Here is a 24948-nt window from a genome sequence, read left to right as displayed (position 1 = left end):
CAATAGGGGTCTATGGCAGAAAAAACGGATAAAGCCGACATATCAACCAGTGAGGCCGCAAAGCTCAAATTAGAGCATGATGCGGCCAAGTTGTTTATGCGTCATTACGAGCAATTGACAGGTCATACCATTCGTCATATTTGGCACAATCGCCCTCAGCGACCTGATGTGTCATGTATGTTAGATGGGCAAAAGCTTGATTTAGAAATTGCCCACCTTTATGGCTCATCCCAAGAGGCCATGGATATTCTAAAACAAGGCATCAATGCCAACGTTCAGCATCAGTTAGAACTCCAAGAAAATTTTAATGATACCCATGAGCGCTTAATCAGTGCATTAAATGCCATACTAAAGAACAAGGCGGGTAAAGCATATGACTCTAGTCGTGTTTGGTTGGTGATTCGAAATGCGCACCCCGCTTGGAATCGTGAGCAGGTATTGAATGCGATGCATGACATAAAAATACCTACAGGGTATCAATTTGATCAAATTTGGTTAGTAACTGACTTTATAGGAAAAAGCGGTATTGTGCGGTTACGCTAAAATTTTAAACTGACATTCGTTTATTTTTCATCTCTGAATTTACTGATCTTACTTTCTTTACCTTTCCATTTTTCCTTCCAGCTTATTAGGCAGCCATTTTTAAAGCGGAAAGAGCGTTTTACATATTCACCCTTGTATACCCATGTGCTGCTGTTTTTACTATTGTTAATATCGTCAGCTTTACCTAAGCGTTGTTTGATCTGAGCTTGTGTTAAGCCTTTTTTGTATGTGTCTTTTACTCTTAATGTCCTTAATTCTGTACTGCTAATAAAAGGGCATGGTTGATTGTTGCTGCTGGTATTGGTTGATGTTTTTTTATGATGAAATTTAGGCGTCTTAATTGTTTTATAGTGAGTCATTACGGGTTTTGGTTTGTAGGTCGTACCTGTTTCTGTGCAAGGTTGATCTGTGTATTGGATTTGGCCTGTGCTAGATTCGCAACGATACAGCTCAGCTTGTGCTTGCGATGTTAAAATAATGAGCATCAAAATTCGAATTAACATGAGCAATCCTTGGATGTTTCTCATTATTTAAAGGTCTTAGGTTGTATTAATAAAGCAGTACTTGAATTTTATTTAGTTAATTCCTACTTTTTTATGAATTAGAAATTTTGGTTGGAGGGTGGCTGGAATCGAGATGTGTATCGGTCGCGGGGCAACCTCGTACCATTGTCGGAATCCCTGATCACATTTTGATGAGTCTAGCAGGTGAGGTGATTTTACCGGTGTTGGGTAGCGTTCTACAAATGTGGGCATCATTTATGCGTGACGTTTTTATGATACTAAAGCTCTATTGTAATCTGTATTTATTATACTGTTTTAAGAGGTGGCTCATGTTCGCTAGGTGGGTTTTACTGTGTAAAAAACAAAAAAATCTCTTGCATCGCTACAAGAGATTTTTAGATTGAGCGTTATAGATAGTACGACTAAAGCGCTTTAATCGCTTCCAATTGCTCGGTTAACTTAGCTGCGGCATCTTCAAATTCTGCCAATTTGGCTTTTTCTTTTTCGATGACATCAGCAGGTGCTTTGTCGGTAAATTTAGGATTCGTTAATTTACCGGCAACACGGGCTAGCTCTTTTTGGTTTTTCTCAAGCGCTTTGCTTAGACGGTTGATTTCAGCCGCGGCATCAATGTTGCCAGCCATTGGAATCAATACTTCCATCTTGCCCACTAACGCAGTTGAAGAAAGCGGTGCTTTTTCGCCGTCATTTAACCAAGTAATGTCTTCTAGTTTGGCCATGGCTTTTAAGAAGTTAGTGTTGGCATCTAAACGACGCTGATCATCCTTGCTGCCGTTTTTGAATAAACACTTAACCGGCTTGCCCGGGCCAATGCCTAGGTCAGCACGAATATTGCGAATACCACTGATGACACCTTTTAGCCATTCGATGTCGGTTTCGGCTTGCACGTCTACTTTGCTTTCATCGTATTTTGGATACTGGGCTAGCATGATGGTTTCGCCGTTTTGCGAAAGTTTGGTGGTATCAGCTATTGGCGCCAGTGTTTGCCAAATTTCTTCGGTGATGTACGGCATCATTGGGTGGGCTAAACGTAAGATGGTTTCTAATACGTTAACCAAGGTACGACGAGCGGCGCGTTTTTGAGCATCGCTTGATTCGTCGCTCCACAATACCGGCTTAGAAAGCTCTAAGTACCATGCGCAGTATTCGTTCCATACAAAATCATATAAGGCTTGCGCTGCGTGATCAAAACGGAAGTCATCTAATGCATGAATGATTTCTTTTTCGGCTTGTTGCAAGCGTGAAATAATCCAACGATCAGCCAGCGATAAGTCCACGTCGCCGTTGTTTAAGTCAGCAATGGCGTCTTTGTTTAATGGTGCTTCGTCGGTATGGCCGATGGACTCCATTACAAAGCGCGTGGCGTTCCATAATTTATTACAGAAGTTACGGTAACCTTCCAAGCGGCTCATATCGAACTTCACATCACGGCCGGTAGATGCCAGTGACAAGAAGGTAAAACGTAATGCATCGGTACCGTGCGCAGCGATGCCGTCAGGGAAATGCTTACGGGTTTGTTTTTCAATTTTCGCTGCCATTTGTGGCTGCATCATGCCGCTGGTGCGTTTGGCTACTAATTCTTCAAGCTCGATGCCGTCAATGATATCTAATGGGTCTAACACGTTGCCCTTAGATTTAGACATCTTCTGACCTTCTTGGTCACGCACAAGGCCGTGAACATAAACCTTTTTAAATGGCACTTCGCCGGTGAACTTCAAGGTCATCATGATCATGCGTGCAACCCAGAAGAAGATGATGTCAAAACCCGTTACCAGTACGTCGGTTGGGTGGAAGGTTTTCAATTCGTCTGTGTTTTCAGGCCAGCCTAGCGTGGAGAATGTCCAAAGTGCAGAACTGAACCAGGTGTCTAGCACATCGTTGTCTTGGCGAAGGTTTACGTCATCGCTAAGGTTGTTGTCTTTACGTACTTCAGCTTCACTGCGACCCACAAATACTTGGCCGTTGTCGTCATACCAAGCAGGGATGCGGTGACCCCACCAAAGTTGGCGTGAGATACACCAGTCTTGAATGTCACGCATCCAAGAGAAATACATGTTTTCGTAGCTCTTAGGTACAAATTCGATGCTGCCGTTTTCAACGGCTTCGATGGCTGGTTTAGCCAGTTCTTCAATGCGCACATACCATTGGTCAGTCAGCATTGGCTCGATCACCACGCCGCCGCGGTCGCCGTAAGGTACGGTAAGGTCGTGATCTTTTACTTCGTCTAATAAACCCAGCTCGTCCATTTTAGCGACGATGGCTTTACGGGCTTCAAAGCGCTCAAGGCCAATGAATTCCTGTGGCAATTCGGTGCTGTAATCGTTGCTTGGCTCGCCGTTGGTGCTGAACACTTCGGCTTCGGCACGAATTTCACCTGCAAACGTAAGCATGTTGATCATCGGCAGTTTGTTACGTTTACCTACTTCGTAATCGTTAAAGTCGTGGGCTGGGGTGATTTTTACGCAACCTGTGCCTTTTTCCATATCGGCGTGTTCGTCTGCCACGATCGGAATACGACGGCCAACCAATGGCAGCTCAATGAACTTGCCAATTAAGTCTTTATAACGAGGGTCTTCAGCGTTTACGGCAACACCCGTATCACCCAGCATGGTTTCTGGGCGAGTAGTCGCCACAACAATGTAGTTACGGCCATCGTCTGTGGTTAAGCCGTCTGCTAATGGATAACGGAAGTGCCACATGTGGCCTTTTTTATCTTTGTTTTCTACTTCTAAGTCAGAAATGGCGGTGAGCAGTTTAGGGTCCCAGTTCACTAGGCGCTTGCCGCGGTAGATTAGGTCGTCTTTGTATAAACGCACAAACACTTCCTCTACGGCTTTGCTTAGGCCGTCGTCCATGGTGAAGCGCTCACGGCTCCAATCAACAGATGAACCTAAACGACGAATTTGGTTGGTGATATTACCGCCGGATTCCGCTTTCCAGTCCCATACTTTCTCGAGGAATTTCTCACGGCCCAGCTCTTTACGGTCAATGCCTTGTGCGGCTAGTTGACGTTCAACTACCATTTGCGTGGCGATGCCCGCGTGGTCTGTGCCTGGTTGCCATAAGGTGTTTTTACCTTGCATACGATTGTAGCGAATCATGCAGTCCATCACGGCGTTGTTAAACCCGTGGCCCATGTGCAAAGAGCCCGTGACGTTGGGTGGTGGGATCATGATGCAGTAGCTTTCATCACCACCTTGAGGGGCAAAATAGCCCTTTTCTTCCCAAGTTTTGTACCAAGATTGCTCGATTGCGTGGGGCTGGTAGGTTTTATCCATGGCCATGGCTGTTATTCACCGATTTTAAAACTGAAAAATGGTGCTGATTATAGCGGTTTTTCTAGGCGGATAGTAGCGGCTCAAATGCGATGGCATGGCTTGAGTGGGTTACTGCTCAAGGCCATATATGATCCTTATTGACCTTATATCGCTTGGCCTCATAATGCGTCCTAATTTAAGTACACCAATGTAAGACGTAAATGGCTTTTAAAGCAGTGTCATCCACAGCGCTATGTTGTGCATTTTTAGTGGGTTGTGGCAGTGATTCGGGTTCATTTGGTTCAGCGACTCAGTGAAGGCTTAACAGTTATTGATATGTGCATCCCGTATCAGCGGGATTTTTTGTCTCTAACACAAATAATTAGTCAATTAGTGTCAATATTGGCTATTAGAATGTGTCGGGAAAATACAATAGATGCAAAATTTTTTGGAGAAGTAGAAATGACAAAGCGAGAACGAATTTTTCAAGCAGTATTGTTTGAAGTGTTGGCGCTGATTTTTTTGGTAATACTGGGTAAGTTGTTTATTGATGAACAAGTTCATGTGCTAGGGAGTCTAGCCTTAGTTTTTTCAACCATTGCTATGGTGTGGAATTACGTGTTTAACATAGGGTTTGATCGCTTATACGGGGATGATAGAATTAACCGCGGTTTTAAAATCAGGGCTATTCATACACTGACATTTGAAGCGGGTATGCTGGCGTTTACGCTGCCCATTGTTATGTGGGCGCTGAACTTTACGTTTTATCAAGCGCTGATGCTTGATTTAGTTGGGATTGGCTTTTTTCTGATTTATGCGCCGTTGTTTCATTATGTGTATGACCACACTCGCGTTAGGTTTCAAGCGAGTGTGGTCTAATGTTTAACTTGCGCAAATACCTTTCATCAAAATCTTATTGGTCCAATGTAAAAAGCCGTGGGATGTAGAAAATTGTGTGCTAACGGCTTGTAAATCACCGTTACACTTTGATTCTAAATCCGCTTTTGCTTGGTCCACATAATCGGTATCAAATGCAAAGAAAAACACGACCTTTTGTTCAGCGCGAGCTTCAACCATTTGAGTGTTGTCGGTTTTGGCTGGCATGCTCGAACCAAAACCATCCGTGTGCACCATGTGAATACTATGGGTGCAGCCTGTCATTAATAGGGCGAACGCCAGGCTCATTATTAATTTTAAATTCATGACTTACCCTTATGCTTTTTTGCAGTAACCGCTGGCAATCACTTCACGCTTGAAGACCAAAACATAAGCCGTCGTTTGATGTTTTGTTAGCACGCCAGTGAGTTTACCGTTAGGGCATTCTTGTTTTAAATTGTTAACGGCTTCATTAACAAAATCATTTTGAGTGGTGAAACCTAAGAATAACCAATCGTGTGCGCTGGCACTGACCAATTGACCTTTGTCGCTTGGAATTTGCGTAAGAGAAACGGAGTTCAATGACATGCAACCAGATAATGTTGCGATGGCTACTAAAGCGGTGAATAAACGAATCATGTTGTTTCCTTATAAAATGCAGTCGGCGTCAATGCGCACAATTTCGCCACTGATTGGGCCGTAAGAGGTGGCTTCACGAATGTTGCGAATGCCTGTTATTTTGCCTGTGGCGCACTGTTGGTAAAGCGCGTCTAAAATGTTTTCAGCATAAGTGTCACTAAATACAGGATTACCTGTGCGTGGCCCCATATTCATTAGCGCTAGAATGTCTCGAATTTCTTGAAATTGATTGCTGCGTTTTGAGCTGCTGGCTAACTCAGCGGCAATGCCTGCAACCACGGCCATTTCAACACCGTTCTCGCTGACTTTTACCGTAATGGGTGAAAGAGTGCCTTTACTTTGATCAATGTCGCCGACCTGGACATAATCCAATCGTGCGCATGCTCCGAGTAATAACAAGGCACCCATGAGGATAATCTTTTGCATATTTCAGCGTCCTTATTTTTTGAAGTCGCGGACATTACCTAATATCAAGGCGCTTCACAAGCATGATGAGTTTATTGATAGTGGTGTGTCACGTAAGGGCGCACACTACAACAGCAAGCTGAATGACAGCTGAACGGATGGGGATTTACTTTGATTTTTTATCGCTCAGGGATTTAGATGGTATGCGATAGTAATGATTTTATTGTTACATCATACAACGGCATACCAACAAACTTAGCGAACGTGGAATTCTTGATCACCTATTTTAAAATTCTGCCACGCGGGTTTGACCACGATATAGTCGGCTGTTTTTAAGGCTTGCATTATTTCATTCTTTTTATTTTCTTTTGCGTCTCTATCTAGGTGACTGGTACTGATGTTATTTAAGCTACGATGAACCCAAGCATCGGATTCTTTGTAGTATACAGTGGCGGCAATATTGATAGGGCGCTCTTCAATCAAAATGTACTCAGGTGCCTCATCCGCATTTAGGTTTACGCGTAATAAGTGGTAGCTTAAATTGGTTTGTGTTCTCCAGTTGTTATTCGAAATTTCGTTATACATTTCATCGGTTAAACGGGTAGGGGTGTCGGGTGTTAACCCGTTTAAGGCACGTAGAAACGCCTCTTTGGCTTCTTTGTTTTGAGGTTCGTTTTTATCGTCATAAAGGCTGCTGATTTTAAGCGCGATCTCAGGGTTGGATTCTGTAATGTTAGCTTTTAGTGTTTGTAGGGCCTCATAACCTGGCTTAGCAAGGCTTCTTCGTAAATAGCGATAATCAAATTCAGCCAGCGAAACAAGGCCTGTTTCAAGTCGCTGCATTTGGCTTGCGACCGTGATTTTACGAAAATCAAGAAGCGGCGAATTGACCAATAACATAAGCGTTAACACAATGAGCCCTAACCGAACGTTCACCTTGCTTAATTGATGAAGCCACTTATCTTTCAGTTTTAGAATGCTCCATAAATAGCCGAGTGAAAACGCAGCAAATATGGACCAAAGCATAAATGCCCAACAGCGTGATAAAGACCAGCCATACTGTTCAACCCTAAGGCTCAAGCCATAAAAACTGATTATGCTGTATATAGGAAGCAGTGCAATACCAATATAAATCAGTCGATGAATCCAAGTTTTATAAGGACGTGCGTCTGGATCAGCCTGATACACAGCGTTAACGAAGAAAAGCATCAGCGCTTGCATCCACAGAATCAATGTACTGCCACCGGTTTCCCATAATGGCGAAAGACCCGTAAAGGGCAGGGTAAATAAAAATATGATGGATACAAATACTAGAATGATCAGTAAAAATTTGACTAAGGCTTGTTGAATGCGAGTGATGGTATCAATGATGTTTGATTGTGATCTGAAAATGATGATGCCAAACCCATTCGCGAGTGCAAGCATCGGGTAGTAAAACCAACGTTCGGTAAATAAATCATAGAAAAAATCAATTTTGATCGCTTTAAATAATTCCCCCCATAGCATTAACATGCCCCAAGTGAGCGCCGTAAATAAAAGGGATAAGCCAAGGGTTAAAAGATTGCGCCATGAAAACAGAAATAATCGGCTGTAAAGCAACGGCTCACCAGAGACAAAGCTTTGTATGTACATTAACGATTTTAAGGTAGCGATGGTCATAGTGATTGAAAAGGCAAACAGCAGTGTTTCAAATTGAATATGCGCTAACGGTGTTGCCTGTGAGCCAATGTAATACCCTAAAATAAAGACAATAACGGCATATGAAAGTATCCACCGGTATATTGAGTACACTTTATCCGAGAGGGTCAGCATCAGCATAGTGGGCACTGATATGGCTAGGCTATAAAATGCAAATAGCCATTGAGGTTGCGCGAATGGCCAGAACTTAAATTCGATGGATTGATGCAATAGAAGTAATGCAAAACCTTGCAGTAGGGCAATTAAAATTAAATGTGTTTGCGGGACACTGTCGCTATTTATTTCAGGCTTCAAAAGTGTAGGCTCCATGCTCATTTATGGGATGTTAACCGCGCAAATCACGATGCGTTACTTCATAGCCACGATCTTTATAAAACTTAAAATGTTTACGAGTTTGCTCAAGTACGGTTTCGTCTTGGATAACAATTTCAAGTACACGGGCGAAGCGGCTAAAAAAGTTTGGTTGTGGGGAGCTTAAATTGATCATGACATCAAAGTGGTGGGCGGGGTGATCTTGCCAACCGATTTGTACTTGTGCCACTTGCTCTTGTGTCACGAGGTTGTGTGGGACAAAAGCTTCAGGCTTATATGTCCATAATAGGTCATCTAACTGTTTGGCTTGTGTTTCGTTTTCAACATGAATATAGACTTGGTGACCCTCGCCATAGACCTTTTCACTTAAACGGCAGGCAAAGTTAAAGCGTGCGAGTTCGTCGCTATGGCCTAAAATATAAAAGTCGATGGCAGTCATGGTGTTACTCACATGAAGATGGCCCTAAGTATACGTGTTGTGTGGTGCTTTCTCTACATGAGGCGCGTGTGTGTTGTTCAGATATATAATATTGCTAAAATGGATCTGTATGAATCCTGCACAACTTCGAATGCTCATAACAAAACTGAACACCAAGCGGTAATAGTATGACGCGTCTTATTCGGTTTATTCTCATGTGTATGGTGAAGCTTATTTGCAGTGTGCTGTATCGCTTTGATATACGCTGGTTAAGCGATGAGAATTTCAAGCAGTTTAAAGAGGTACGCTTAATTGTTTTCTTGAACCACACCAGTTTATTTGAACCGTTATTTATTGCGGCTTGTCCGCTACCTGTCTTGTGGCGCTTAAGTGGCGAGTTGATCGCGCCCGGTGCGGATATCACCTTAAACGATAGACCAATAGTGGGTCGTATTTATCACAGCTTATTGCCCGGACTTGTGCCCATTACCCGTAAAAAGGATGAGTCATGGCGACACTTTATGAGTTTAGTGAGCAAGGATACCTTGGTGGCTATATTGCCCGAGGGGCGAATGAAGCGCAGTACAGGGCTTGATAAATACGGTAAGACTATGACCGTACATGGTGGCGTGGCGGACATATTGGCGGTCAAGCAAGAAGGCAAGATTTTATTCGTTTACAGTGGCGGTCTGCATCACATACATAGTCCTGGGGATAAGTTACCTAAAGTGTTTAAAACCATTCGTGCCAATGTCCAAGTTGTGGACATTCAAGCGTACAAAGACAGCCTACCGTTTGAGTTTGGCCATGATTTTCGTGAGGAGGTGGTGGCGGATATGCAAAAGCGCTTAGAGACTCACACGCCGTTTTAGTCTTTATTCGCTTGAGCAAGAGGTTCATCGGCAAACCAAGATTGGGCGAGGGCGACACGTTTTTCTGGGCCATGATTTAACGCTTCAGGTGCAAGGCGATCAATGGGTTGTAGGCGGTGCAATAGGCCGGTTCCGTTTGCAACTTGAATGGCCAAGCCCGGACGTGCATTTAGCTCTAGTAACATGGGCCCTTTACTTAAATCCAGCACCATGTCGGCGCCTAAATACCCTAACCCTGTTACTTCATAACAATTGGCAGCCAGCACTAACAAGGTTTGCCAATTATCAATTTTTAATTGTGATAAATCTTGGCCGGTATCTGGGTGATGGGTGATGCTTTGTCCATTTTGTACGGCATGTAATGGTTTTCCTGTGGCAATGTCTAGGCCGACACCCACTGCCCCTTGGTGCAGATTGGCTTTGCCGTCAGAGGCACGAGTGGCTAAACGCATCATGGCCATGACAGGAAAACCCTTAAAAATAATCACGCGAATATCGGGTACGCCTTCAAAGGAGTAACCGTTAAATTGAGGATCAAATTCAATGAGCTCTTCGATGATCGCCACATCTGGCGTGCCACCCAAGCTGTAAAGCCCGGATAAAATATTCGAGACATGACGCTGCAAATCTAACAGGCTAATCACGTTGCCATTATTTTTAACAAAATGGTCATCGTCTTGGCGGTTGAGTACAAGTATGCCTTTACCACCACTGCCTTTAGCGGGTTTGACGGCAAAGCCGTTACGGCCTTGTAAATAATGCGCAAGATCCGATACGTCATGCTGGGCTTTTAATTGTGGCAATTAACGTGGGCGTGGTGATCCCTGCTTTTTGTGCGAGCAATTTCGTTTTTAATTTGTTATCCACCAGCGGGTAGAGTCGTCTTGGGTTATGACGACTAATGTAGGCAATGTTGCGTTTGTTCATGCCTAGAATGCCAGATTGTTTTAAACGCCAAGGTAGTGCCCACATTTATTTGTTAAACACCTTAAAACGAGACAGTTCAAATAAACGATAACCAGTGTACGAACCAATCAGTAAAACCAGCGACAATACAATAAATTGGATGCCAATAAAGTTAAACGTAATGTGGCGAATCCAAGGGTCGTTCATGGCCCAGTAAACTAATACGGCGGTTAGTAAGCTACCACCGCCTTGTACCATGACTTCTCGGCCACCTTCTTCTTCCCATAAAATGGACATACGCTCGATGGTCCAAGACAAAATAATCATGGGGAAAAATGTAATTTTTAAGCCTTCGGTTAACCCTAACTTAAACGCCAACACACTGAATACGCTGATAATGGCAATAACCGAAATAATGACCGCGGTTATTCGAGCCACCAGCAGTAAATTTAAGTGGGATAAATAACTGCGAATAAACAAACCAATAGTGACGACTAATAAAAACCCAACTAAACCGGTTATAAGTGAGGTTTGTATAAAGGCTAATGCAATTAACACCGGCATGAACGTGCCAGAGGTACGAACACCGACGAGTATTCGCAGCAAACAGACGATTAATGCACCAATGGGAATGAGCAAAATAGTCTGGAACATGGCCTGTTCTTCAATCGGCAAACTATGAATCGAGAAATTTAAAAAATCATATTGGCTTGAAAGATTTTGCGCGATATTCGCAAACGTTGATTCTTCTCGCTTGAGCATCGAAAAATGAATATTTGATTGCTTGCCACCGACTACATCTAGTACAGGAGCGCCTGTTTGTTGCCACAATAATAGCGGGGCATTTTTCTTGATTTTAAAATTGTCCCTGGGGCTTTCAGGGAAGAAAAACATTTCATGCTCATCGCCATTCCATACTCTCAAAAGCGGAATAAGATCTTGTCGACGACGGCTGTCTTGCAGTTGAAGGCCGTAGATTAAGCTGGCGGGGATTTGTGCCTTATGCAGCATGTTGACCACAAGTTGAGGCAGTTGCTTATTATAATGGTTGCGTAGCAAGATGATTTCTTGGTTGGTGCTGTTTTGATTAAATTGTTTGAGAAGCTCGTGGGTAAAACTAAAGTTATCAGAGGATGTGCCATAGGCATTGGCTAAAATGTTGCTGGCGGCTTCATCGAAGGGCTCTGGCAATGTAGTGAACGGCACTTTGGGAGCGGGAATGTCTTGATCCTGCTCTGAATCACTGACCAATATCTCGGCGCGATAAAACAAAACCTGCTTACCGTTAGCATTACGAATGGTCCACTGCGCTTGGGGTTGCATGCCATCTAAAAAATTTAGGCCATAACCTGGTGACGCGGCAGCTTCTTTTAAAATAGTGAAGCCTTTTTGGCTCGATGGCCGAGACATAACCACACTGACGGGCTTATCCTGCGCGTTGTACTCAATTTTTGCTTCAACCGACCAAATGGTTTGGGTCTCACCGTAAAAAAGTGGCACTTCGTAAACCCAATGGCGTTGCAAAATTAGCAGGATGCCAATGACGAATAAGGCGCCAGCAAGCAAGAAAAATGGAAAACGAGAGGACAGCCCATTGAGTTTCATGGTTATTCCTTATCCAAGCTTGAAAATTGGATTGGCGAGTTTAATTTATCTAGGCTGATATCTTGTGGCATATATTTAGGGTGAATAAATTGTCGTGCAACATCTATTAAGATGACGTCTCGCAAAAACTCCCGCCCTAACAAAATAGGGTAAGTCATTTGCGAGCGGTTAGTGAGCGTAAACTCGGTATCATAACGCAAGTCTTGGCCCATGTTCACGGTGAGTGATATGACAGGGCGACGCTCTGGCTCTGGGCTGGATGCTTGGCGAATCAGCACATGACGAATGACTTTAGCCTCCACTGCAATAGAGGTGGTTTCATCATCGTGTTGCAGGGCAAAACGCACCCAGCGCTTACCATTACGTTCGAAATACTCTATATTTTGGGCGCTCAGTGATGATGTGGCGGCACCGCTGTCGATACGGGCTTGGTAATGATGGCCCGGAGGCGATAGATAAATCCATTCGTTAGCACCGACCACTACTTTGCCCTCAAACTCATGATTGGAGTTAGCAGGGTTATCGACAGGTGCACAATGGGCATTCGTAAACCCAGGTGTAGCGGCGGTCAGCATGTTTAATTGTGCTTGAATTTGACTCAATGCCGCTTGTTGCTTAGCAAGAGCATCATCGTAATGGGCATCATCAGCGGGTTTAGCACACTGCTTACTAACAATAGAGGCCATGGTGTCAGCAGTGAGGGCTCTGTGCTCTTGATTGGGCCAGATGCTACAGCCAGATAGCAGCACCATCAGAAATAGCCCAGCTCTGAACGGCATAATGACTCCTAGTGATTTAAATTGGCCCACATTTAACCACAAAGTCAATTCACATAGGAATCAGATAAGCCATTTGTTGGCTTTTTTTAAACGGCTTTTGACCGCGGTCACAGCTTGACCTTTTAGAATGAACTGTTACTTTCCAAGATAACTCTAATTTCTAACATGGATGTCCCATGCCTAACCCCGATATTGATTACACCCGCAATTTTGATGAGTGCGAAAAGCTTGTGACCCGCAATCGCTGGCAAACCAAGACGCTGCCTAAATGGTGGCCAGGGGTAAAGCACAAGCCAATGATTATCAGCGAAGGTGATTCGTGGCTGGATTTCCCAGTGAAAAGCCTGACTGATGTGATGGGGGTGTTGCTGCGTTACAGCATTGGGCTGAAAAATTTCGGCATGGACAGCAAGACCAACGTGATTGATTTTTTAAGCCGAGACAAAAAGCTAGACGCTATTTTCTTACGCTTAGAGCGCAGTGGTGATTTTGCCAAAGAACTCGCCGCCAAGAATCCTGATAAGCGCAATGGCGTGTGGGAGAAAAAATTCCCATCTCATACTCTTTATAGTGCGCTGCAAAATAAAGCGATACAAAAACACCTAGACGCCATTGTATTAAGTGCTGGGGGCAATGACATGGTGAATGCCGTACGCCATGGCGTGATTCAGTCTTATACTGGTAACTGGGAAACATCTTACGATGCTGAAGTGATGGCAATGGCCGCGCAAGAGGTGGTTCAGTATTACTTGCAGGCCATATTGTATCGTGACGAATTTGCGCCCCAAGCTCAGATATTGACCCATAGTTACGCCTATGCCGTGCATCTTCATTCTGGTACCACCACCGAGTTTGATTTTTCTGAGGCGGGTAAGTTAATAAAAGAGCTATTAAAGTTACTTAAAATTGAAATGATTTTAGCGCCTTTAAAAGCCATCGGCATTGATCTTACCGATCTTGGTGATTATAAATTAGTAAGCAAGGCACGGTTGCATGAAACCTTTGATGAGCTTGGCTGGCCAGCGAATGAAGTGGATGAAGACGACCCTCAAGGCGGTAAAGGGGTGAGCCCTGAACGTGCTAACTTTATTAAAGCGATGTTGGATACTTTATTTAATGAAATGCAAAACCTGCCAAGTTTGTATCAAGCGCAAACCGGTAAACCATTAGAGCGCTTTACCTATCTTGATATCCGCAATGAAGTACAAGACCCAAAATATTGGGCTGACTTTATTCACTTAAATGGTGATGGCTATAAAATCATTTCTAAAGTGTTTTCAAAAAAGATTAGATCTTTGCTTTAAATTCTGATTTTTAGCAAATATGAATGGTGAACATAAAGGCAGTTTAGGCTGCCTGTTTACGTTTTGTTTCATATTTAAAAGTTTGCAGCATCAGACAGATCATAACGAGCATTAAGCCCACCCATCCTATCAATTTTAATCTCTCTCCAACCACAATAATAGCGAGAACAGTGGCGATTAATGGTTCAATTAACGTAATTAATGTTGCTCTACTGGCATCAATGAATCTTAACCCATAGCCAAATAGCAAATAACCGCAGAACGTGGGAAATATTGCCATGTACAAAGCGATGGATGCATTTGTTGGCGTTGCAATTAAATTGTCTCCAGTAAAAAAAAGTGATGTCAGTAGAAAGAGCGCGGCGAAACCAAATAACGCTGCCATAGAGCACTTAGGGTGGATACCATCATTGATTAATTGCTTAGCGGCCCATGAGTAAATTGCATAAGATAGCCCTGCGATTAACCCTAATACGATTCCCAATTGCATCGCTAGGCTAGCTTCGGCGTTAGCGTTTTCCTGGTCCTTACCAAGTGTTAAAAAAATAATACCAAGGGCACCAATAATAAAACTGATACACCATTGTCGTGAAATATTTTTTTTGCTGATGAGTCGCTCTAATAACGCGGCGAAAAAAGGGGCGCTTGCGATTGAAACCACAGTGCCGATGGCAACACCCGATAGCCGCATCGAGCTATAAAATGCTAACGGATAAATCACTACGGACATGGCCCCCAATAATAACAAAACTGGGTGTGCAAGAATGTGCTGATATTCCTCTCGTAGTTTTGGCCATGCACTGACAAACAATAATACTCCACCTATGCCCATTGAAAATGCGCCCGTTGCGAGAGGGCTCACATCCGGGGTGAAGCTTGCGGCTGTTCCCGTTGTGCCCCATAAAAAACTGGCGATGATAATGACCACTACGCCTTTGAAATCTTGAGTTTGAGATGACATACACATGCTCTGGGTGAAGGATAACGAATGAGAAAATGATACGGGTTTAATGGCAGGGGGATTTAGCAATAACGACGCTTTTGTTTACAATTGAGACTGACTTTACTTTGAGAATCGAGAAGGTGAGAGACCAAAATACTGAGAGAACTTACGGCTAAAAGCTGAAATATAGGCGTAACCCACTTTTTCAGCAATCATTTGTAGTGGGTAATCGGTATGCCTTAGCAGCGCTTGTGCTTTTTCCATTCTTAGCTTGGTGACATATTGCATGGCGGTTAGCCCTGTTTGCACTTTAAATAGTTTTTTAAATTGTGTTTCACTCAAACATGCAAGACTGGCTAGCGTTTTTACTTGAATCGATTCAGGCATATTTTGTTCGATATAATGTATCGACCGGCCGATGCGAGCATCTACTTTTGGGCGTAATGATTGCTCTTCTAGCAGTAGGTAAAAGGTATCAAACATGGACTTTTCGAGTTTATTATTAATTTGATGCTCAAGTTGATTCTCAATAAATGTTAAGTAATGAATCAGCGAAGCATTAATTGCAAAAACCACTTGTTCAGATGACGCAATATTGGGTGGCAGTTTGTCCATGTCGGCCACAACAAATCGCGCTTGAGTATCAGCTTTAAACAAATGATTTTGATGAGACTTGATAATGACACATTCTCGTAGAGACACGTTGCCATTAAACGTACCAACAGTAATATCAATCGAGCCTTTTAATGGCAGCACAAGTTGATTGAAACAATGGGAGTGGGTTGTTGGCTTTGAGCTGTATGAGCGAATGGATAGCGTGTTTGGCACGGTGTCTCCCGCTCACTCACAGATCAAATAGATGGTTAAACATAACGTACTTTTAAGGTGCAAGCCTGATGGCTCACACCTTATTTTATAGCGAAATAGGATACTTAGATTTTATTCGCTAGATAATTTACAAGCAGTGGCACCGGGCGACCAGTGGCGCCTTTTGCTTTGCCGCCTGAATTCCAAGCGGTGCCTGCGATATCTAAGTGCGCCCATTTTTGGCCTTCAGTGAAGCGACTTAAAAAACACGCAGCTGTGGTTGCACCGGCTAATGGGCCACCAATGTTGGCGATATCAGCAAAGTTACTGTCTAGCAGTTCTTGATACTCTTCTTCAAGTGGCAAACGCCAAACGGTATCACGGCTTGTGTCGCTTGCGGTTAGTAGCTCGCTAACAAGGTCTTCGTCGGTACTGAATAAACCCGAGTTCACACGACCAAGCGCAGCCATACACGCACCGGTTAGTGTGGCGATATCCACAATGCTGGCGGGTTTGTAGGTATCGATGGCATAGCTTAATGCGTCGCACAGTACTAAGCGGCCTTCGGCATCGGTGTTTAAAATTTCGATGGTGGTGCCGTTCATGGCGGTTACGATGTCGCCAGGCTTACTAGCATGACCAGACGGCATGTTTTCAGCGGCGGCGATAACGCCCACAAAGTTGATTGGTAATTCTAATTCAATAATGGCTAACATTGTGCCCAGTACCGATGCGGCACCGCACATGTCGTATTTCATTTCATCCATGCCAGCACCGCCTTTCAAGCTGATGCCGCCAGTATCAAATGTAATACCTTTACCCACTAACACGTGAGGGGCATCGCCTGCTTTGCCGGCCATGTACTCCATGCAAATCAGTTTGCCCGGTTCAATTGAACCTTTAGATACGGATAAGAATGAGCCCATGCCCAGTTCTTCCATTTGGTCTTCATCTAAGATTTTTGTGGTTAGGTTGTCATTTAGCGTAGCAAGTTTGTCTGCTTCATCAGCCAAGTAGCAAGGTGTTGCCACATTAGGCGGCATGTCACCCAGTTTTTTAGTGAAGGCCATGCCTTTTGCCAACGCTTGGCCAAATTTTAAATCCAGTTCGCCAGTGTTGTCGGCGATAACGGTTAAGCTTTCAATTGTACTTGGGTTGTCATCTTTTTTACTTTTGCATTCATCAAACTGGTACAGCGCGTCTTGGAACGACTGGCCCACTTGCTTAAGTGCCCATTCGCTGTCGTAACCGTCAATGTCGATACCAGCAAGATCAAGGGCAGCATCGTTAGCGGCGCTGGCTTTTAAGGCTTTGGCAGCGGCGTTCATTACTTTGCGAAAATCTTTGCCAGACATTGGATTTTTCCCCATGCCCACTAGTATTAGACGAGGGCCGCTAGCTTGAGGTACAACTAATGTGTCACCAGCTTTGCCTTTTATGTCGTTGTTTGCTTGTAGTTGAGCGATAAAGCCATTTAATTGCTCGTTAATAGCAGCGCTGGCTTTGGGTAGGTCCCCTTCACTTGGCACCAATAAAATTAGTGCTTGGCCTTGGTATTCATTAATAGGCGCTTGGCTCACGGTAAATTGCATACTGTCTCCGTATCCGACTTGAGGTTTTTATGGTCGGTTGTAGTGCTGAATAGGATTTTCAGGGATAATGCTGAGTCTACTTGAAAAAGCCGATATTTCCAGAGTGCACGTGGCTTATTTTGTTTGCACCGGCTTGTTTGTAAAAGGAATGTGTTTTTGATTTTAACTCGCTATTTTCTCAGAGAGTTACTCACGTCAACGTTTGTCATCACCGGCATTTTAATGCTGATCGTTGTGAGTGCGCGATTAGTTGTGCATTTGAATAAAGCCGTTGCGGGTCTTATTCCCCCAGAAGCCGTTTATTACACCATTTTGTATAACAGCCCTGGCTTTTTGCAGCTTATTCTTCCCTTGGGTTTTTATATTTCAATTTTGCTTGTTTATGGTCGTATGTACAGTGAAAATGAAATGACCGTTCTGCACGCCACAGGCTTTGGCCCTAAACAAGTGTTCCGTATTACCATGGCACCGGTTGGTGTAATGATGCTATTAATTGGTTTTTTAAGTTTATGGTTAGCACCAACTGCCGCTGACAAACTGGACGAGTATTATCAAGTTCAACAGCAAGACAGTGAGTTTTCATTTATAACCCCTGGGCGCTTTAATGCCATTGGCAGCAGCGGGCAAAAAGTATCGTACGCGCAAACCTTATCTTCTGACCGCAAGCAAATGCAAAATGTGTTTATGGCCGATGGTAATACACTTATTTTGGCTGAGTCAGGGCGTCAGTACGTGGACCCAGAAAGCGGTTCACGCTATTTAGAGTTAAAGAATGGTCGCAGACACTCAGGTGAGCCGGGCAAGCAAAAAGTCGAAACACTTCAGTTTGATTCTTATGCAGTCAAGATTGCAGAAGAAAGCAGCGTCGCGAAAAAAGCACGCAATGAAGCCGCCACCACGTATGAACTATTTAACAGCGAAAAACGTCAAGACAAAGCCCGCTTACATTATCGTATTGGCTTATTTTTGTTGGTGCCGATTATTGTTTTAATTGCGTTTCCATTAAGTCATGTCAAACCACGTCAAGGGCGCTACGGTAAAATGTTACCTGCCATCGTTGTGTACATGGTGTATTACACCATGTTGATAACTGCACGTAAGTGGATGGAGCAAGGGCAAACACCATTGTGGATGGGGTTGTGGTGGCTGCATATTACCTTTGTTTGTATCGGCGTGATGTTGATGTATTGGCCAACGTTCCAATTAAAAATGGGCCGCAGACGTGCCAATAAAAAAATAAAAGCAGGAGCCTCCCATGCGTAAGATTGATGCACATATTCGCAGCTCTGTGATTAATGCCATTTTAGGTGTGCTGGTGGTTTTGGCCATGTTAGACATGGTGATCGCGCTGTTAAACCAGCTTGATAATATTCGCAGCACCTATAGTTTTTGGGATGCGGTGTATTACGTTGTGGCCTCTAGCCCAACCCGAATTTATGAAATGATTCCCATGATTACATTGATTGGTTGCCTGGCGGGTTTAGGCGGCTTGGCCACGCACAGTGAGCTGACGGCTATTCGCGCGGCTGGGGTATCAACCCAACGCATTATGTTTTCTACCATGAAAGCGGCTTCCATCATGATGGTGCTCGGTTTGGTCATGGGTGAATACATCGTGCCTGACCTTGAACGTATGAGTACCAGTTTTCGCACCATCGCACTGGGACGAGAAGTGGCCTCCAGTAATGAAGGCAAGGGTCATTGGCACCGTGAAGGGGATAACTACATGCGCTTTACCGCCATTGAACCTAACGGCGTGCTGCATGGCTTAACGGTCTATGAATTTAGTGGCGACAAAGAATTAACCGCCATGACACATGCTAAGCGCGCCATATATCAGCGTGGTGAATGGACCATGGAAAACGTCACCATCACCAATGTGGGTGATATCAGTACGCAGGGCATCAAGCGTCAAACCGATACCTTTAAAACCGAGCTCACCCCAGAGCGGTTAAAGTTTGTAGCGCAAGAGCCTAAAGATATGGCCATATCGACGTTGTACAGTTATGGCAAGTATTTGGATGCTCAGGGTTTAGGTGGCGGCGAATTCAAGCTCGCCTTCTGGAAGAAAATACTGCAGCCAGTCAGTACTATTGCTTTGGTGTTAGTGGGCATTAGCTTCATCTTTGGCCCACTGCGCTCGGTGACCATGGGTCAGCGCTTATTTAGCGGTATATTGGTCGGGTTGGTGTATAAGATTGCCGTTGATCTACTTGGGCCCATGGGGCTACTGCTGGGAATCGGCCCGTTATTGGCTAACCTTATACCCATCATATTGTGCTTTTTATGGGGCGGCTGGATGTTACGCCGAGCAGGTTAAAGCGCCTTTAAGAGCCTATTTTGTTGTTTATTTAATAGGAACATAACGGCTCTTAGGCTCGATCTTTTTACACAGTGATTTGCTCTTACCTGTATATCCTGTAAACTTCGCCGCCCAAATTTGAAGTTGACCAAGTCGTCAGAATTTCAGCAAAATAGCTTAGGTACCCTCTACTATGGATAAAGTCTACATCAGCGCCCAACAACTGCTTGAAGATTCATTTCAGCTAGCTTTGGATGTATATGAAAGTGGCTTTCGCCCTGATTACATCGTAGGTGTTTGGCGCGGTGGTGCCCCTGTGGGGATCGCAGTACAGGAATTGCTTCATGTGCTAGGCGTTGAGTCTGACCACATTGCGATTCGCACCTCAAGTTATGTGGGCATTGGCGAGCGCAGCAAAACAGTACGCGTGCATGGTTTAACCTATTTAATTAAGCGCTTAGAAAGCGAACATAATTTACTGATTGTTGATGACGTACACGACAGTGGTTTAAGCATCGAGCAAACAGTCGTTGAACTGAAAAAAGCGTGTAAGAAAAACACCCCGCAAATTCGCGTTGCCACACCGTATTACAAACCTAAGAACAACAAAACGGATCGTGTACCGGATTACTATGTGCACGAAACAGAAGAGTGGCTTGTGTTCCCTCATGAGATTGATGGTTTAACCACAGACGAGTTACGAGCGAACCGCCCTGAGTTATCGCACATTGCTGATAAGATTGATGAGATTAAAAACAAGTAAGCCGTGTTTTTAGTTTAAACATGGCAAAAACATAAAAAAAGAGCGCTTAGCGCTCTTTTTTTATGTTCTGTTTTTATACTCAATTTCTATAGCATGTTTGGATGCGATCTTTTGATGTTTAAGTCTTCGCGCTGATCTCTAAGCTTAAGCTCTCACGTAAAATACCAATGGCATCATCAAGTTGTTCGCTTTGAATAATAATGGGCGGGGTCAGCGTTAATACATTGCCCATGGTGACTTTAAAATTAAGCCCTAACGATAATGCTCGATACATTATACGCTCTGCCAAGTCCTTCGCTTTTGTACCATTATCAAGTCGCAGTTCAACGCCCCAAAATAACCCTAAACCTCGTACATCATGAATCACCGAAAACTGTGCTTTTAAAGTCAACAACTGTTGCTCAAAGTATTTCCCCATTGCTTCGCAGTGGGCTAATAGGTTTTCGTCTTCAATGGTGTTAATTGTAGCTAAAGCCGCCGCCGCGGACACCGGGCTTTTCTCATGGGTGTAATGCCCAAGAGCGGTATGAGACGCACAGTTTAATTTTTCACTGGCCAGTAACGCTGCAAATGGCATGATGCCACCCCCAAGCCCCTTACCAATCACTAACATATCCGGCTCAATACCATAGTGTTGCACGGTAAACATTTTACCGCTGCGCCCCAAACAATGGGGCACTTCATCTAAAATTAATAATGCACCGTGTTTGTCACAAGCGGCTCTTACTTTTTGCCAATAATGTTTGGGTGGAATGTAAGGCGTTGATCGAATGGTTTCAGCGATGACGCACGCGACATCGCCTTCTTTTTCGAGCATGTACTCAATGTAATCGGCACACTGGGTTGAGCATGTCTTACCGCATTTAAAAATGCATTGATTCGGGTCAGGGGGCGGAGCATGTTCACAGCCGGGTAATAATGGCCCAATATTTTGTCGAAAAACCGCTTCACCACCAATAGAAATAGTATCTAAATTAGCACCATGAAATGAATCCCATAAACTGATGGTTTTGTGTTTGCCAGTGTAAATACGCGCGAGTTTCATGGCCATACTTATGGCACTGGCGCCACCGGGTGTAAATAACACGCGGGTTAAATTCGTGGGCGAAATTTCAACAAGTTTTTCTGCAAGCTCAATGGCCACTTGGTTTGTATAGCGGCGTACGCTAAACGAAAGTTTTTTGATTTGCTGGTTTATTGCTGCTGTCACATTGGGGTGGCTATACCCTAACTGATGTACATTATTACCATGAAAATCTAAATAGCGGCGACCATTAACATCATAAAAGTACACCCCGTCACAGTGTTCAATTACCTCAAGACAAGGGCTGGAGAGCGATTGATGTAAAAAAACACGTTCATCTCTTATTAATAAGTTCTGACTCTTATTATTTTGCTGATCATGCCATTTTTGGCGATGTTGGGTGAGATTTGTATCACCTTCTGAATCTAAAATGTTTGTCATGAGTGTCATGTCTATTCTGGTATAGTCCAGATGATAAGGCATATGTCACTTCATTTTTATGAAATTTTTGTGACGCTTAATTTACCTGTTCGTTTTCTCAATTTGTGATAACCCCAGTCATATTATCGACATAAATATTAATTATTCTCTCCCAATAACTGGAATAGACCAGTTTTGATTTTAAAAAATCAAAACATAAAAAATAATTAATATAACTGGGAAATGAAAATGAAAAAAACAAGCTTACCCTTAATAGCAATGTTGGCAGCCATGCCTTCATTTGCTCAAGAGGTTGAAGATACCGCGCCAGTAGAGGCCGTTGATACGAATGCCATAATGGACTCTGTCGAAGAAGAAGTCGTGGCCGTGGGTTACATGTTTAAAGGTGAGCAAGCCGCGCGAGAAGAGCAGCGTAATGCAAAATCGATCATGAATATTATTTCATCGGATGGCATTGGTAAGTTGCCAGATCGCAATGCGGCAGAAGCCGTACAGCGTATTCCTGGTGTTTCAATTGAGCGTGACCAAGGTGAAGGCCGTTTTGTGGCCGTACGTGGTTTACCCTCGCAATGGAACTCAACCAGTATTAATGGCAGCCGCTTGCCTACCGCCGAAGAAGAAACCACCAGTCGAGCGACTGCATTTGATTTTTTTCCAACAGAAATGATCAAGTCCGTGCGTGTTAGCAAAGCCATTACACCCGATATGGAAGGGGACTCAATTGGTGGTAATGTTGATTTTCAAACTCAAACAGCACCACAAGAACGAATATTAGATATCACCCTTGGCACAAACTATAACGACCGTGCTGAATCAAGCGGTTATAACGCGAATATTTTATTTGGTGATCGCACTGAGGACGGCAAGTTTGGTTACTTATTAAATGCCACCACATGGGTGCGCGACTGGGCAACGGATAATTACGAGCCACGTCGTACAGATTTTACGAATGGTGCAGGGGAAGAAGTATCGGGTATTAAGCGCTTAGAGCTAAGAGATTATACCGGGACACGTACGACTGATGGCTTGAATGGTGCGATGGAATATAACTTTGATAATGGCGATCGTGTATATGCAAGCTCCATGTATGGCACATTAGAAGACGAAGAAATCCACTACAAACACCGTTATCGCTTTGATAAAGACCGTGTTGAGCTTCAGCACATTTACAATACGCTTATTACCGAAATGAAAGGGTATGAAATAGGCGGTGAGCACTTTTTCAATCATGCGGCTTCAAAATTAGAATGGTCATTAGCCACTTACGAAAACGAATTTCGTTATGGTAATACCCCCAATGCAGATGATAAATCTTATTTCGTGATGCGATTCGATCAAGACAATGTGGGCTTTACGGATCTTGAAATGAACCAAGCTGGCTCAAAAGGTTACGCAGTCAGTGAAATTGATGGCGGTAGTGACCCTAAAGATGCTATTTCAAATCACTTACCCAACGGATTCTCAATGGACCCTACGCAAATGGCCATTGATTCAGTTGAATTATATAAAGTGAGTATTAATGAGAAAGATAAAATCATTGCACAATTGGATTTTACTCACGCACTTAACGATTCAACCGATATAAAATTTGGTGGTAAGTTCCGTGAAAAAGAACGTGTAGCACGATTCTCTGATGAGTTTTATACCTGGGATACAGCGAATCATGGCGCTGCCCCCACGCTGGCTGATTTAGGGGCTATTTATGGCTTAGAAGATCAACCTGGGCGTGATGACTTTTTACCTGAAGTGGATGTTGATTACGCTGAAGACTTTTCTCAAGTATTAAATGTTAACGACACGGTTAACTTCTGGAATGAAAATAAAGAGAAATTTGAACTATCACCTGATTCATACACAGTCGAGAATGGCGCTGCATTAGGTCGTAACTTTGATGTGAACGAAACACAACTTGCTGCTTATGGTATGGCAACCATTTCAGTTAACGACGATACCAGTGTGATTGCCGGTGTCCGTTTAGAGCAAACAGAAACCGAAGTAGATGGTTGGGAATTTGACGAAACCGCAAGCCAAACTGTGCGTAAAAAAGGTAAAAATGATTACTTATCCATTTTACCTGCGGTGCATGTGAATCATGCAATGAATGACGATACTAACCTTCGATTTGCATTAACCCGTACGTTCTCTCGCCCTGACTTTGGCGCACTGGCCCCGGGCAAAACAGTGGTATCTCATGATGAAGAAATTTATGAAGGCAATCCTGAATTAGATGCCACGTATTCAACCAATGTTGATTTTATGTATGACACTTACTTTGGTGATGTGGGTGTATTTTCGGCAGGGCTATTTTTTAAAGACATCAGCGATGTTATCTATCAAGAAATCGGCACCATCACTTATGGCGGTTTAACCGATGCGGATTATATCAAATACACCAGTGCTGACAGTGCGCATCTATACGGTGCTGAATTAGCGGTCAGTTCACGTTTGGATTTTATTGCCGATTCACTTTATCACTTTGGTGTGAGTGCCAATGCAACGTTCATGGATTCCGAAATGGAAATCATGACGCAAAGCGGCAAGCGTGATGTGTCGATTCCGCGTCAAGCAAATAGCTTGTACAACCTAGCGGCATTCTACGATAACAGCATTTGGGCTGCGAAAGTGGCGATGAACTTTAAGGGCTCTTACATTGAAGAACATGGCGCTGATAAAGCACACGATCGTTACTACGGTGATTACACCAGCATCGACTTCACAGGCTCTTACAAACCGCTTGATGAATTAATGGTTTATCTTGAAATGAACAACCTAGGTAATTCTGAACTTAATTATTACCAAGGTGATGAAGACCGCCCAGTGCAAGTTGAATACTATGGTATGCGCGCCACGCTGGGTGTTAAGTACAGCTTTTACTAATGGGTCATTAATCGTATCTATTATGAAAAGGGACAATTTATTGTCCCTTTTTTTGTGTCTG

The 24948-nt window shown here is 43.7% G+C and carries 23 protein-coding genes; 8 read left to right on the top strand and 15 right to left on the bottom strand.

The window, feature by feature from the left end; all coding sequences use genetic code 11:
* The first annotated feature begins 12 nt into the window (after window positions 1-12).
* On the top strand, window positions 13-543 hold the full coding sequence (locus ACU6U9_RS03195) for a hypothetical protein (RefSeq protein ID WP_446733642.1): 531 nt from the start codon (window positions 13-15) through the stop codon (window positions 541-543).
* A gap of 20 nt (window positions 544-563) precedes the next feature.
* On the opposite strand, the gene ACU6U9_RS03190 is transcribed toward ACU6U9_RS03195, so the two are convergent.
* Window positions 564-1046 (bottom strand): DUF4124 domain-containing protein, encoded by a 483-nt coding sequence (locus tag ACU6U9_RS03190; protein WP_446733641.1) that lies wholly within the window; start codon window positions 1044-1046, stop codon window positions 564-566.
* A 422-nt stretch (window positions 1047-1468) separates the two neighbouring features.
* Complete coding sequence (locus ACU6U9_RS03185; RefSeq protein WP_446733640.1) at window positions 1469-4345, bottom strand: valine--tRNA ligase; 2877 nt, start codon at window positions 4343-4345, stop codon at window positions 1469-1471.
* A 441-nt stretch (window positions 4346-4786) separates the two neighbouring features.
* Between ACU6U9_RS03185 and ACU6U9_RS03180 the strand changes: the two genes are divergently transcribed.
* Complete coding sequence (locus tag ACU6U9_RS03180; RefSeq protein ID WP_446733639.1) at window positions 4787-5203, top strand: PACE efflux transporter; 417 nt, start codon at window positions 4787-4789, stop codon at window positions 5201-5203.
* 3 nt (window positions 5204-5206) lie between these two features.
* Here ACU6U9_RS03180 and ACU6U9_RS03175 read toward each other — a convergent pair whose 3' ends face one another.
* From ACU6U9_RS03175 to ACU6U9_RS03155, 5 genes are all read right to left on the bottom strand, one after another.
* Complete coding sequence (locus ACU6U9_RS03175) at window positions 5207-5527, bottom strand: hypothetical protein (protein ID WP_446733638.1); 321 nt, start codon at window positions 5525-5527, stop codon at window positions 5207-5209.
* A 9-nt stretch (window positions 5528-5536) separates the two neighbouring features.
* Complete coding sequence (locus ACU6U9_RS03170) at window positions 5537-5839, bottom strand: hypothetical protein (protein WP_446733637.1); 303 nt, start codon at window positions 5837-5839, stop codon at window positions 5537-5539.
* A gap of 9 nt (window positions 5840-5848) precedes the next feature.
* Window positions 5849-6265, bottom strand: a complete 417-nt coding sequence (locus tag ACU6U9_RS03165) for a hypothetical protein (RefSeq protein WP_446733636.1) — start codon at window positions 6263-6265, stop codon at window positions 5849-5851.
* 234 nt (window positions 6266-6499) lie between these two features.
* Complete coding sequence (locus tag ACU6U9_RS03160) at window positions 6500-8236, bottom strand: DUF4153 domain-containing protein (protein WP_446733635.1); 1737 nt, start codon at window positions 8234-8236, stop codon at window positions 6500-6502.
* 31 nt (window positions 8237-8267) lie between these two features.
* A complete protein-coding gene (locus tag ACU6U9_RS03155; protein ID WP_446733634.1) occupies window positions 8268-8693 on the bottom strand; it encodes a DNA polymerase III subunit chi in 426 nt (141 codons plus the stop codon).
* A gap of 167 nt (window positions 8694-8860) precedes the next feature.
* Between ACU6U9_RS03155 and ACU6U9_RS03150 the strand changes: the two genes are divergently transcribed.
* Window positions 8861-9544: a 1-acyl-sn-glycerol-3-phosphate acyltransferase gene (locus ACU6U9_RS03150; protein ID WP_446733633.1), complete on the top strand. Its 684-nt coding sequence runs from the start codon at window positions 8861-8863 to the stop codon at window positions 9542-9544.
* Here the strand turns inward: ACU6U9_RS03150 and ACU6U9_RS03145 are convergent.
* The 4 genes from ACU6U9_RS03145 to ACU6U9_RS03130 are packed head-to-tail and all read right to left on the bottom strand — an operon-like array spanning window position 9541 to window position 12834.
* Complete coding sequence (locus ACU6U9_RS03145; protein ID WP_446733632.1) at window positions 9541-10347, bottom strand: alpha-L-glutamate ligase-like protein; 807 nt, start codon at window positions 10345-10347, stop codon at window positions 9541-9543. The genes ACU6U9_RS03150 and ACU6U9_RS03145 overlap by 4 nt on opposite strands.
* On the bottom strand, window positions 10322-10516 hold the full coding sequence (locus ACU6U9_RS03140; protein ID WP_446733631.1) for a sugar-transfer associated ATP-grasp domain-containing protein: 195 nt from the start codon (window positions 10514-10516) through the stop codon (window positions 10322-10324). The genes ACU6U9_RS03145 and ACU6U9_RS03140 overlap by 26 nt, the downstream gene beginning before the upstream one ends.
* The gene (locus ACU6U9_RS03135; protein ID WP_446733630.1) at window positions 10517-12055 is read right to left on the bottom strand and encodes an inactive transglutaminase family protein; all 1539 of its coding nucleotides are present in this window, start codon (window positions 12053-12055) and stop codon (window positions 10517-10519) included.
* Window positions 12056-12057: 2 nt separating this feature from the next.
* Complete coding sequence (locus tag ACU6U9_RS03130; protein WP_446733629.1) at window positions 12058-12834, bottom strand: putative ATP-dependent zinc protease; 777 nt, start codon at window positions 12832-12834, stop codon at window positions 12058-12060.
* A 176-nt stretch (window positions 12835-13010) separates the two neighbouring features.
* Between ACU6U9_RS03130 and ACU6U9_RS03125 the strand changes: the two genes are divergently transcribed.
* The gene (locus ACU6U9_RS03125; RefSeq protein WP_446733628.1) at window positions 13011-14138 is read left to right on the top strand and encodes a hypothetical protein; all 1128 of its coding nucleotides are present in this window, start codon (window positions 13011-13013) and stop codon (window positions 14136-14138) included.
* 43 nt (window positions 14139-14181) lie between these two features.
* Here ACU6U9_RS03125 and ACU6U9_RS03120 read toward each other — a convergent pair whose 3' ends face one another.
* From ACU6U9_RS03120 to ACU6U9_RS03110, 3 genes are all read right to left on the bottom strand, one after another.
* Entirely contained in the window at window positions 14182-15099 is a 918-nt protein-coding gene (locus ACU6U9_RS03120; RefSeq protein WP_446733627.1) for a DMT family transporter, read from the bottom strand.
* A gap of 102 nt (window positions 15100-15201) precedes the next feature.
* On the bottom strand, window positions 15202-15909 hold the full coding sequence (locus tag ACU6U9_RS03115) for a helix-turn-helix domain-containing protein (protein WP_446733626.1): 708 nt from the start codon (window positions 15907-15909) through the stop codon (window positions 15202-15204).
* A gap of 104 nt (window positions 15910-16013) precedes the next feature.
* The gene (locus ACU6U9_RS03110) at window positions 16014-17480 is read right to left on the bottom strand and encodes a leucyl aminopeptidase (protein WP_446733625.1); all 1467 of its coding nucleotides are present in this window, start codon (window positions 17478-17480) and stop codon (window positions 16014-16016) included.
* Window positions 17481-17636: 156 nt separating this feature from the next.
* On the opposite strand from ACU6U9_RS03110, the gene lptF reads away from it, so the two are divergent.
* The 3 genes from lptF (at window position 17637) to ACU6U9_RS03095 (ending at window position 20545) form a co-directional block, all read left to right on the top strand.
* On the top strand, window positions 17637-18743 hold the full coding sequence (gene lptF / locus ACU6U9_RS03105) for an LPS export ABC transporter permease LptF (protein WP_446733624.1): 1107 nt from the start codon (window positions 17637-17639) through the stop codon (window positions 18741-18743).
* The gene (gene lptG / locus ACU6U9_RS03100; protein WP_446733623.1) at window positions 18736-19800 is read left to right on the top strand and encodes an LPS export ABC transporter permease LptG; all 1065 of its coding nucleotides are present in this window, start codon (window positions 18736-18738) and stop codon (window positions 19798-19800) included. Before lptF ends, lptG begins: the two co-directional genes overlap by 8 nt.
* A 175-nt stretch (window positions 19801-19975) precedes the next feature.
* Window positions 19976-20545 carry a phosphoribosyltransferase gene (locus ACU6U9_RS03095; RefSeq protein ID WP_446733622.1) on the top strand — a complete coding sequence of 190 codons (570 nt, stop codon included), beginning with the start codon at window positions 19976-19978 and terminating at the stop codon, window positions 20543-20545.
* A 118-nt stretch (window positions 20546-20663) separates the two neighbouring features.
* Here the strand turns inward: ACU6U9_RS03095 and pbfA are convergent, their stop codons facing one another.
* Window positions 20664-22052 carry a (R)-1-hydroxy-2-aminoethylphosphonate ammonia-lyase gene (gene pbfA, locus ACU6U9_RS03090; RefSeq protein ID WP_446733621.1) on the bottom strand — a complete coding sequence of 463 codons (1389 nt, stop codon included), beginning with the start codon at window positions 22050-22052 and terminating at the stop codon, window positions 20664-20666.
* A 186-nt stretch (window positions 22053-22238) separates the two neighbouring features.
* On the opposite strand from pbfA, the gene ACU6U9_RS03085 reads away from it, so the two are divergent.
* Window positions 22239-24887, top strand: coding sequence for a TonB-dependent receptor (locus ACU6U9_RS03085; protein WP_446733620.1), 2649 nt, complete (start codon window positions 22239-22241; stop codon window positions 24885-24887).
* Window positions 24888-24948: the final 61 nt, after the last annotated feature.

Source organism: Pseudomonas sp. HK3 (assembly GCF_052920985.1).
This window is presented reverse-complemented; position numbering and strand designations above follow the sequence as displayed.

Excerpts from the sequence above, each read along its gene's own strand:
- ACU6U9_RS03195 (WP_446733642.1), top strand. The coding sequence starts at position 13 with ATGGCAGAAAAAACGGATAAAGCCGACATATCAACCAGTGAGGCCGCA.
- ACU6U9_RS03190 (WP_446733641.1), bottom strand. The coding sequence starts at position 1,046 with ATGTTAATTCGAATTTTGATGCTCATTATTTTAACATCGCAAGCACAA.
- ACU6U9_RS03185 (WP_446733640.1), bottom strand. The coding sequence starts at position 4,345 with ATGGATAAAACCTACCAGCCCCACGCAATCGAGCAATCTTGGTACAAA.
- ACU6U9_RS03180 (WP_446733639.1), top strand. The coding sequence starts at position 4,787 with ATGACAAAGCGAGAACGAATTTTTCAAGCAGTATTGTTTGAAGTGTTG.
- ACU6U9_RS03175 (WP_446733638.1), bottom strand. The coding sequence starts at position 5,527 with ATGAATTTAAAATTAATAATGAGCCTGGCGTTCGCCCTATTAATGACA.
- ACU6U9_RS03170 (WP_446733637.1), bottom strand. The coding sequence starts at position 5,839 with ATGATTCGTTTATTCACCGCTTTAGTAGCCATCGCAACATTATCTGGT.
- ACU6U9_RS03165 (WP_446733636.1), bottom strand. The coding sequence starts at position 6,265 with ATGCAAAAGATTATCCTCATGGGTGCCTTGTTATTACTCGGAGCATGC.
- ACU6U9_RS03155 (WP_446733634.1), bottom strand. The coding sequence starts at position 8,693 with ATGACTGCCATCGACTTTTATATTTTAGGCCATAGCGACGAACTCGCA.
- ACU6U9_RS03150 (WP_446733633.1), top strand. The coding sequence starts at position 8,861 with ATGACGCGTCTTATTCGGTTTATTCTCATGTGTATGGTGAAGCTTATT.
- ACU6U9_RS03140 (WP_446733631.1), bottom strand. The coding sequence starts at position 10,516 with ATGTGGGCACTACCTTGGCGTTTAAAACAATCTGGCATTCTAGGCATG.
- ACU6U9_RS03135 (WP_446733630.1), bottom strand. The coding sequence starts at position 12,055 with ATGAAACTCAATGGGCTGTCCTCTCGTTTTCCATTTTTCTTGCTTGCT.
- ACU6U9_RS03130 (WP_446733629.1), bottom strand. The coding sequence starts at position 12,834 with ATGCCGTTCAGAGCTGGGCTATTTCTGATGGTGCTGCTATCTGGCTGT.
- ACU6U9_RS03125 (WP_446733628.1), top strand. The coding sequence starts at position 13,011 with ATGCCTAACCCCGATATTGATTACACCCGCAATTTTGATGAGTGCGAA.
- ACU6U9_RS03120 (WP_446733627.1), bottom strand. The coding sequence starts at position 15,099 with ATGTCATCTCAAACTCAAGATTTCAAAGGCGTAGTGGTCATTATCATC.
- ACU6U9_RS03110 (WP_446733625.1), bottom strand. The coding sequence starts at position 17,480 with ATGCAATTTACCGTGAGCCAAGCGCCTATTAATGAATACCAAGGCCAA.
- lptG (WP_446733623.1), top strand. The coding sequence starts at position 18,736 with ATGCGTAAGATTGATGCACATATTCGCAGCTCTGTGATTAATGCCATT.
- ACU6U9_RS03095 (WP_446733622.1), top strand. The coding sequence starts at position 19,976 with ATGGATAAAGTCTACATCAGCGCCCAACAACTGCTTGAAGATTCATTT.
- pbfA (WP_446733621.1), bottom strand. The coding sequence starts at position 22,052 with ATGCCTTATCATCTGGACTATACCAGAATAGACATGACACTCATGACA.
- ACU6U9_RS03085 (WP_446733620.1), top strand. The coding sequence starts at position 22,239 with ATGAAAAAAACAAGCTTACCCTTAATAGCAATGTTGGCAGCCATGCCT.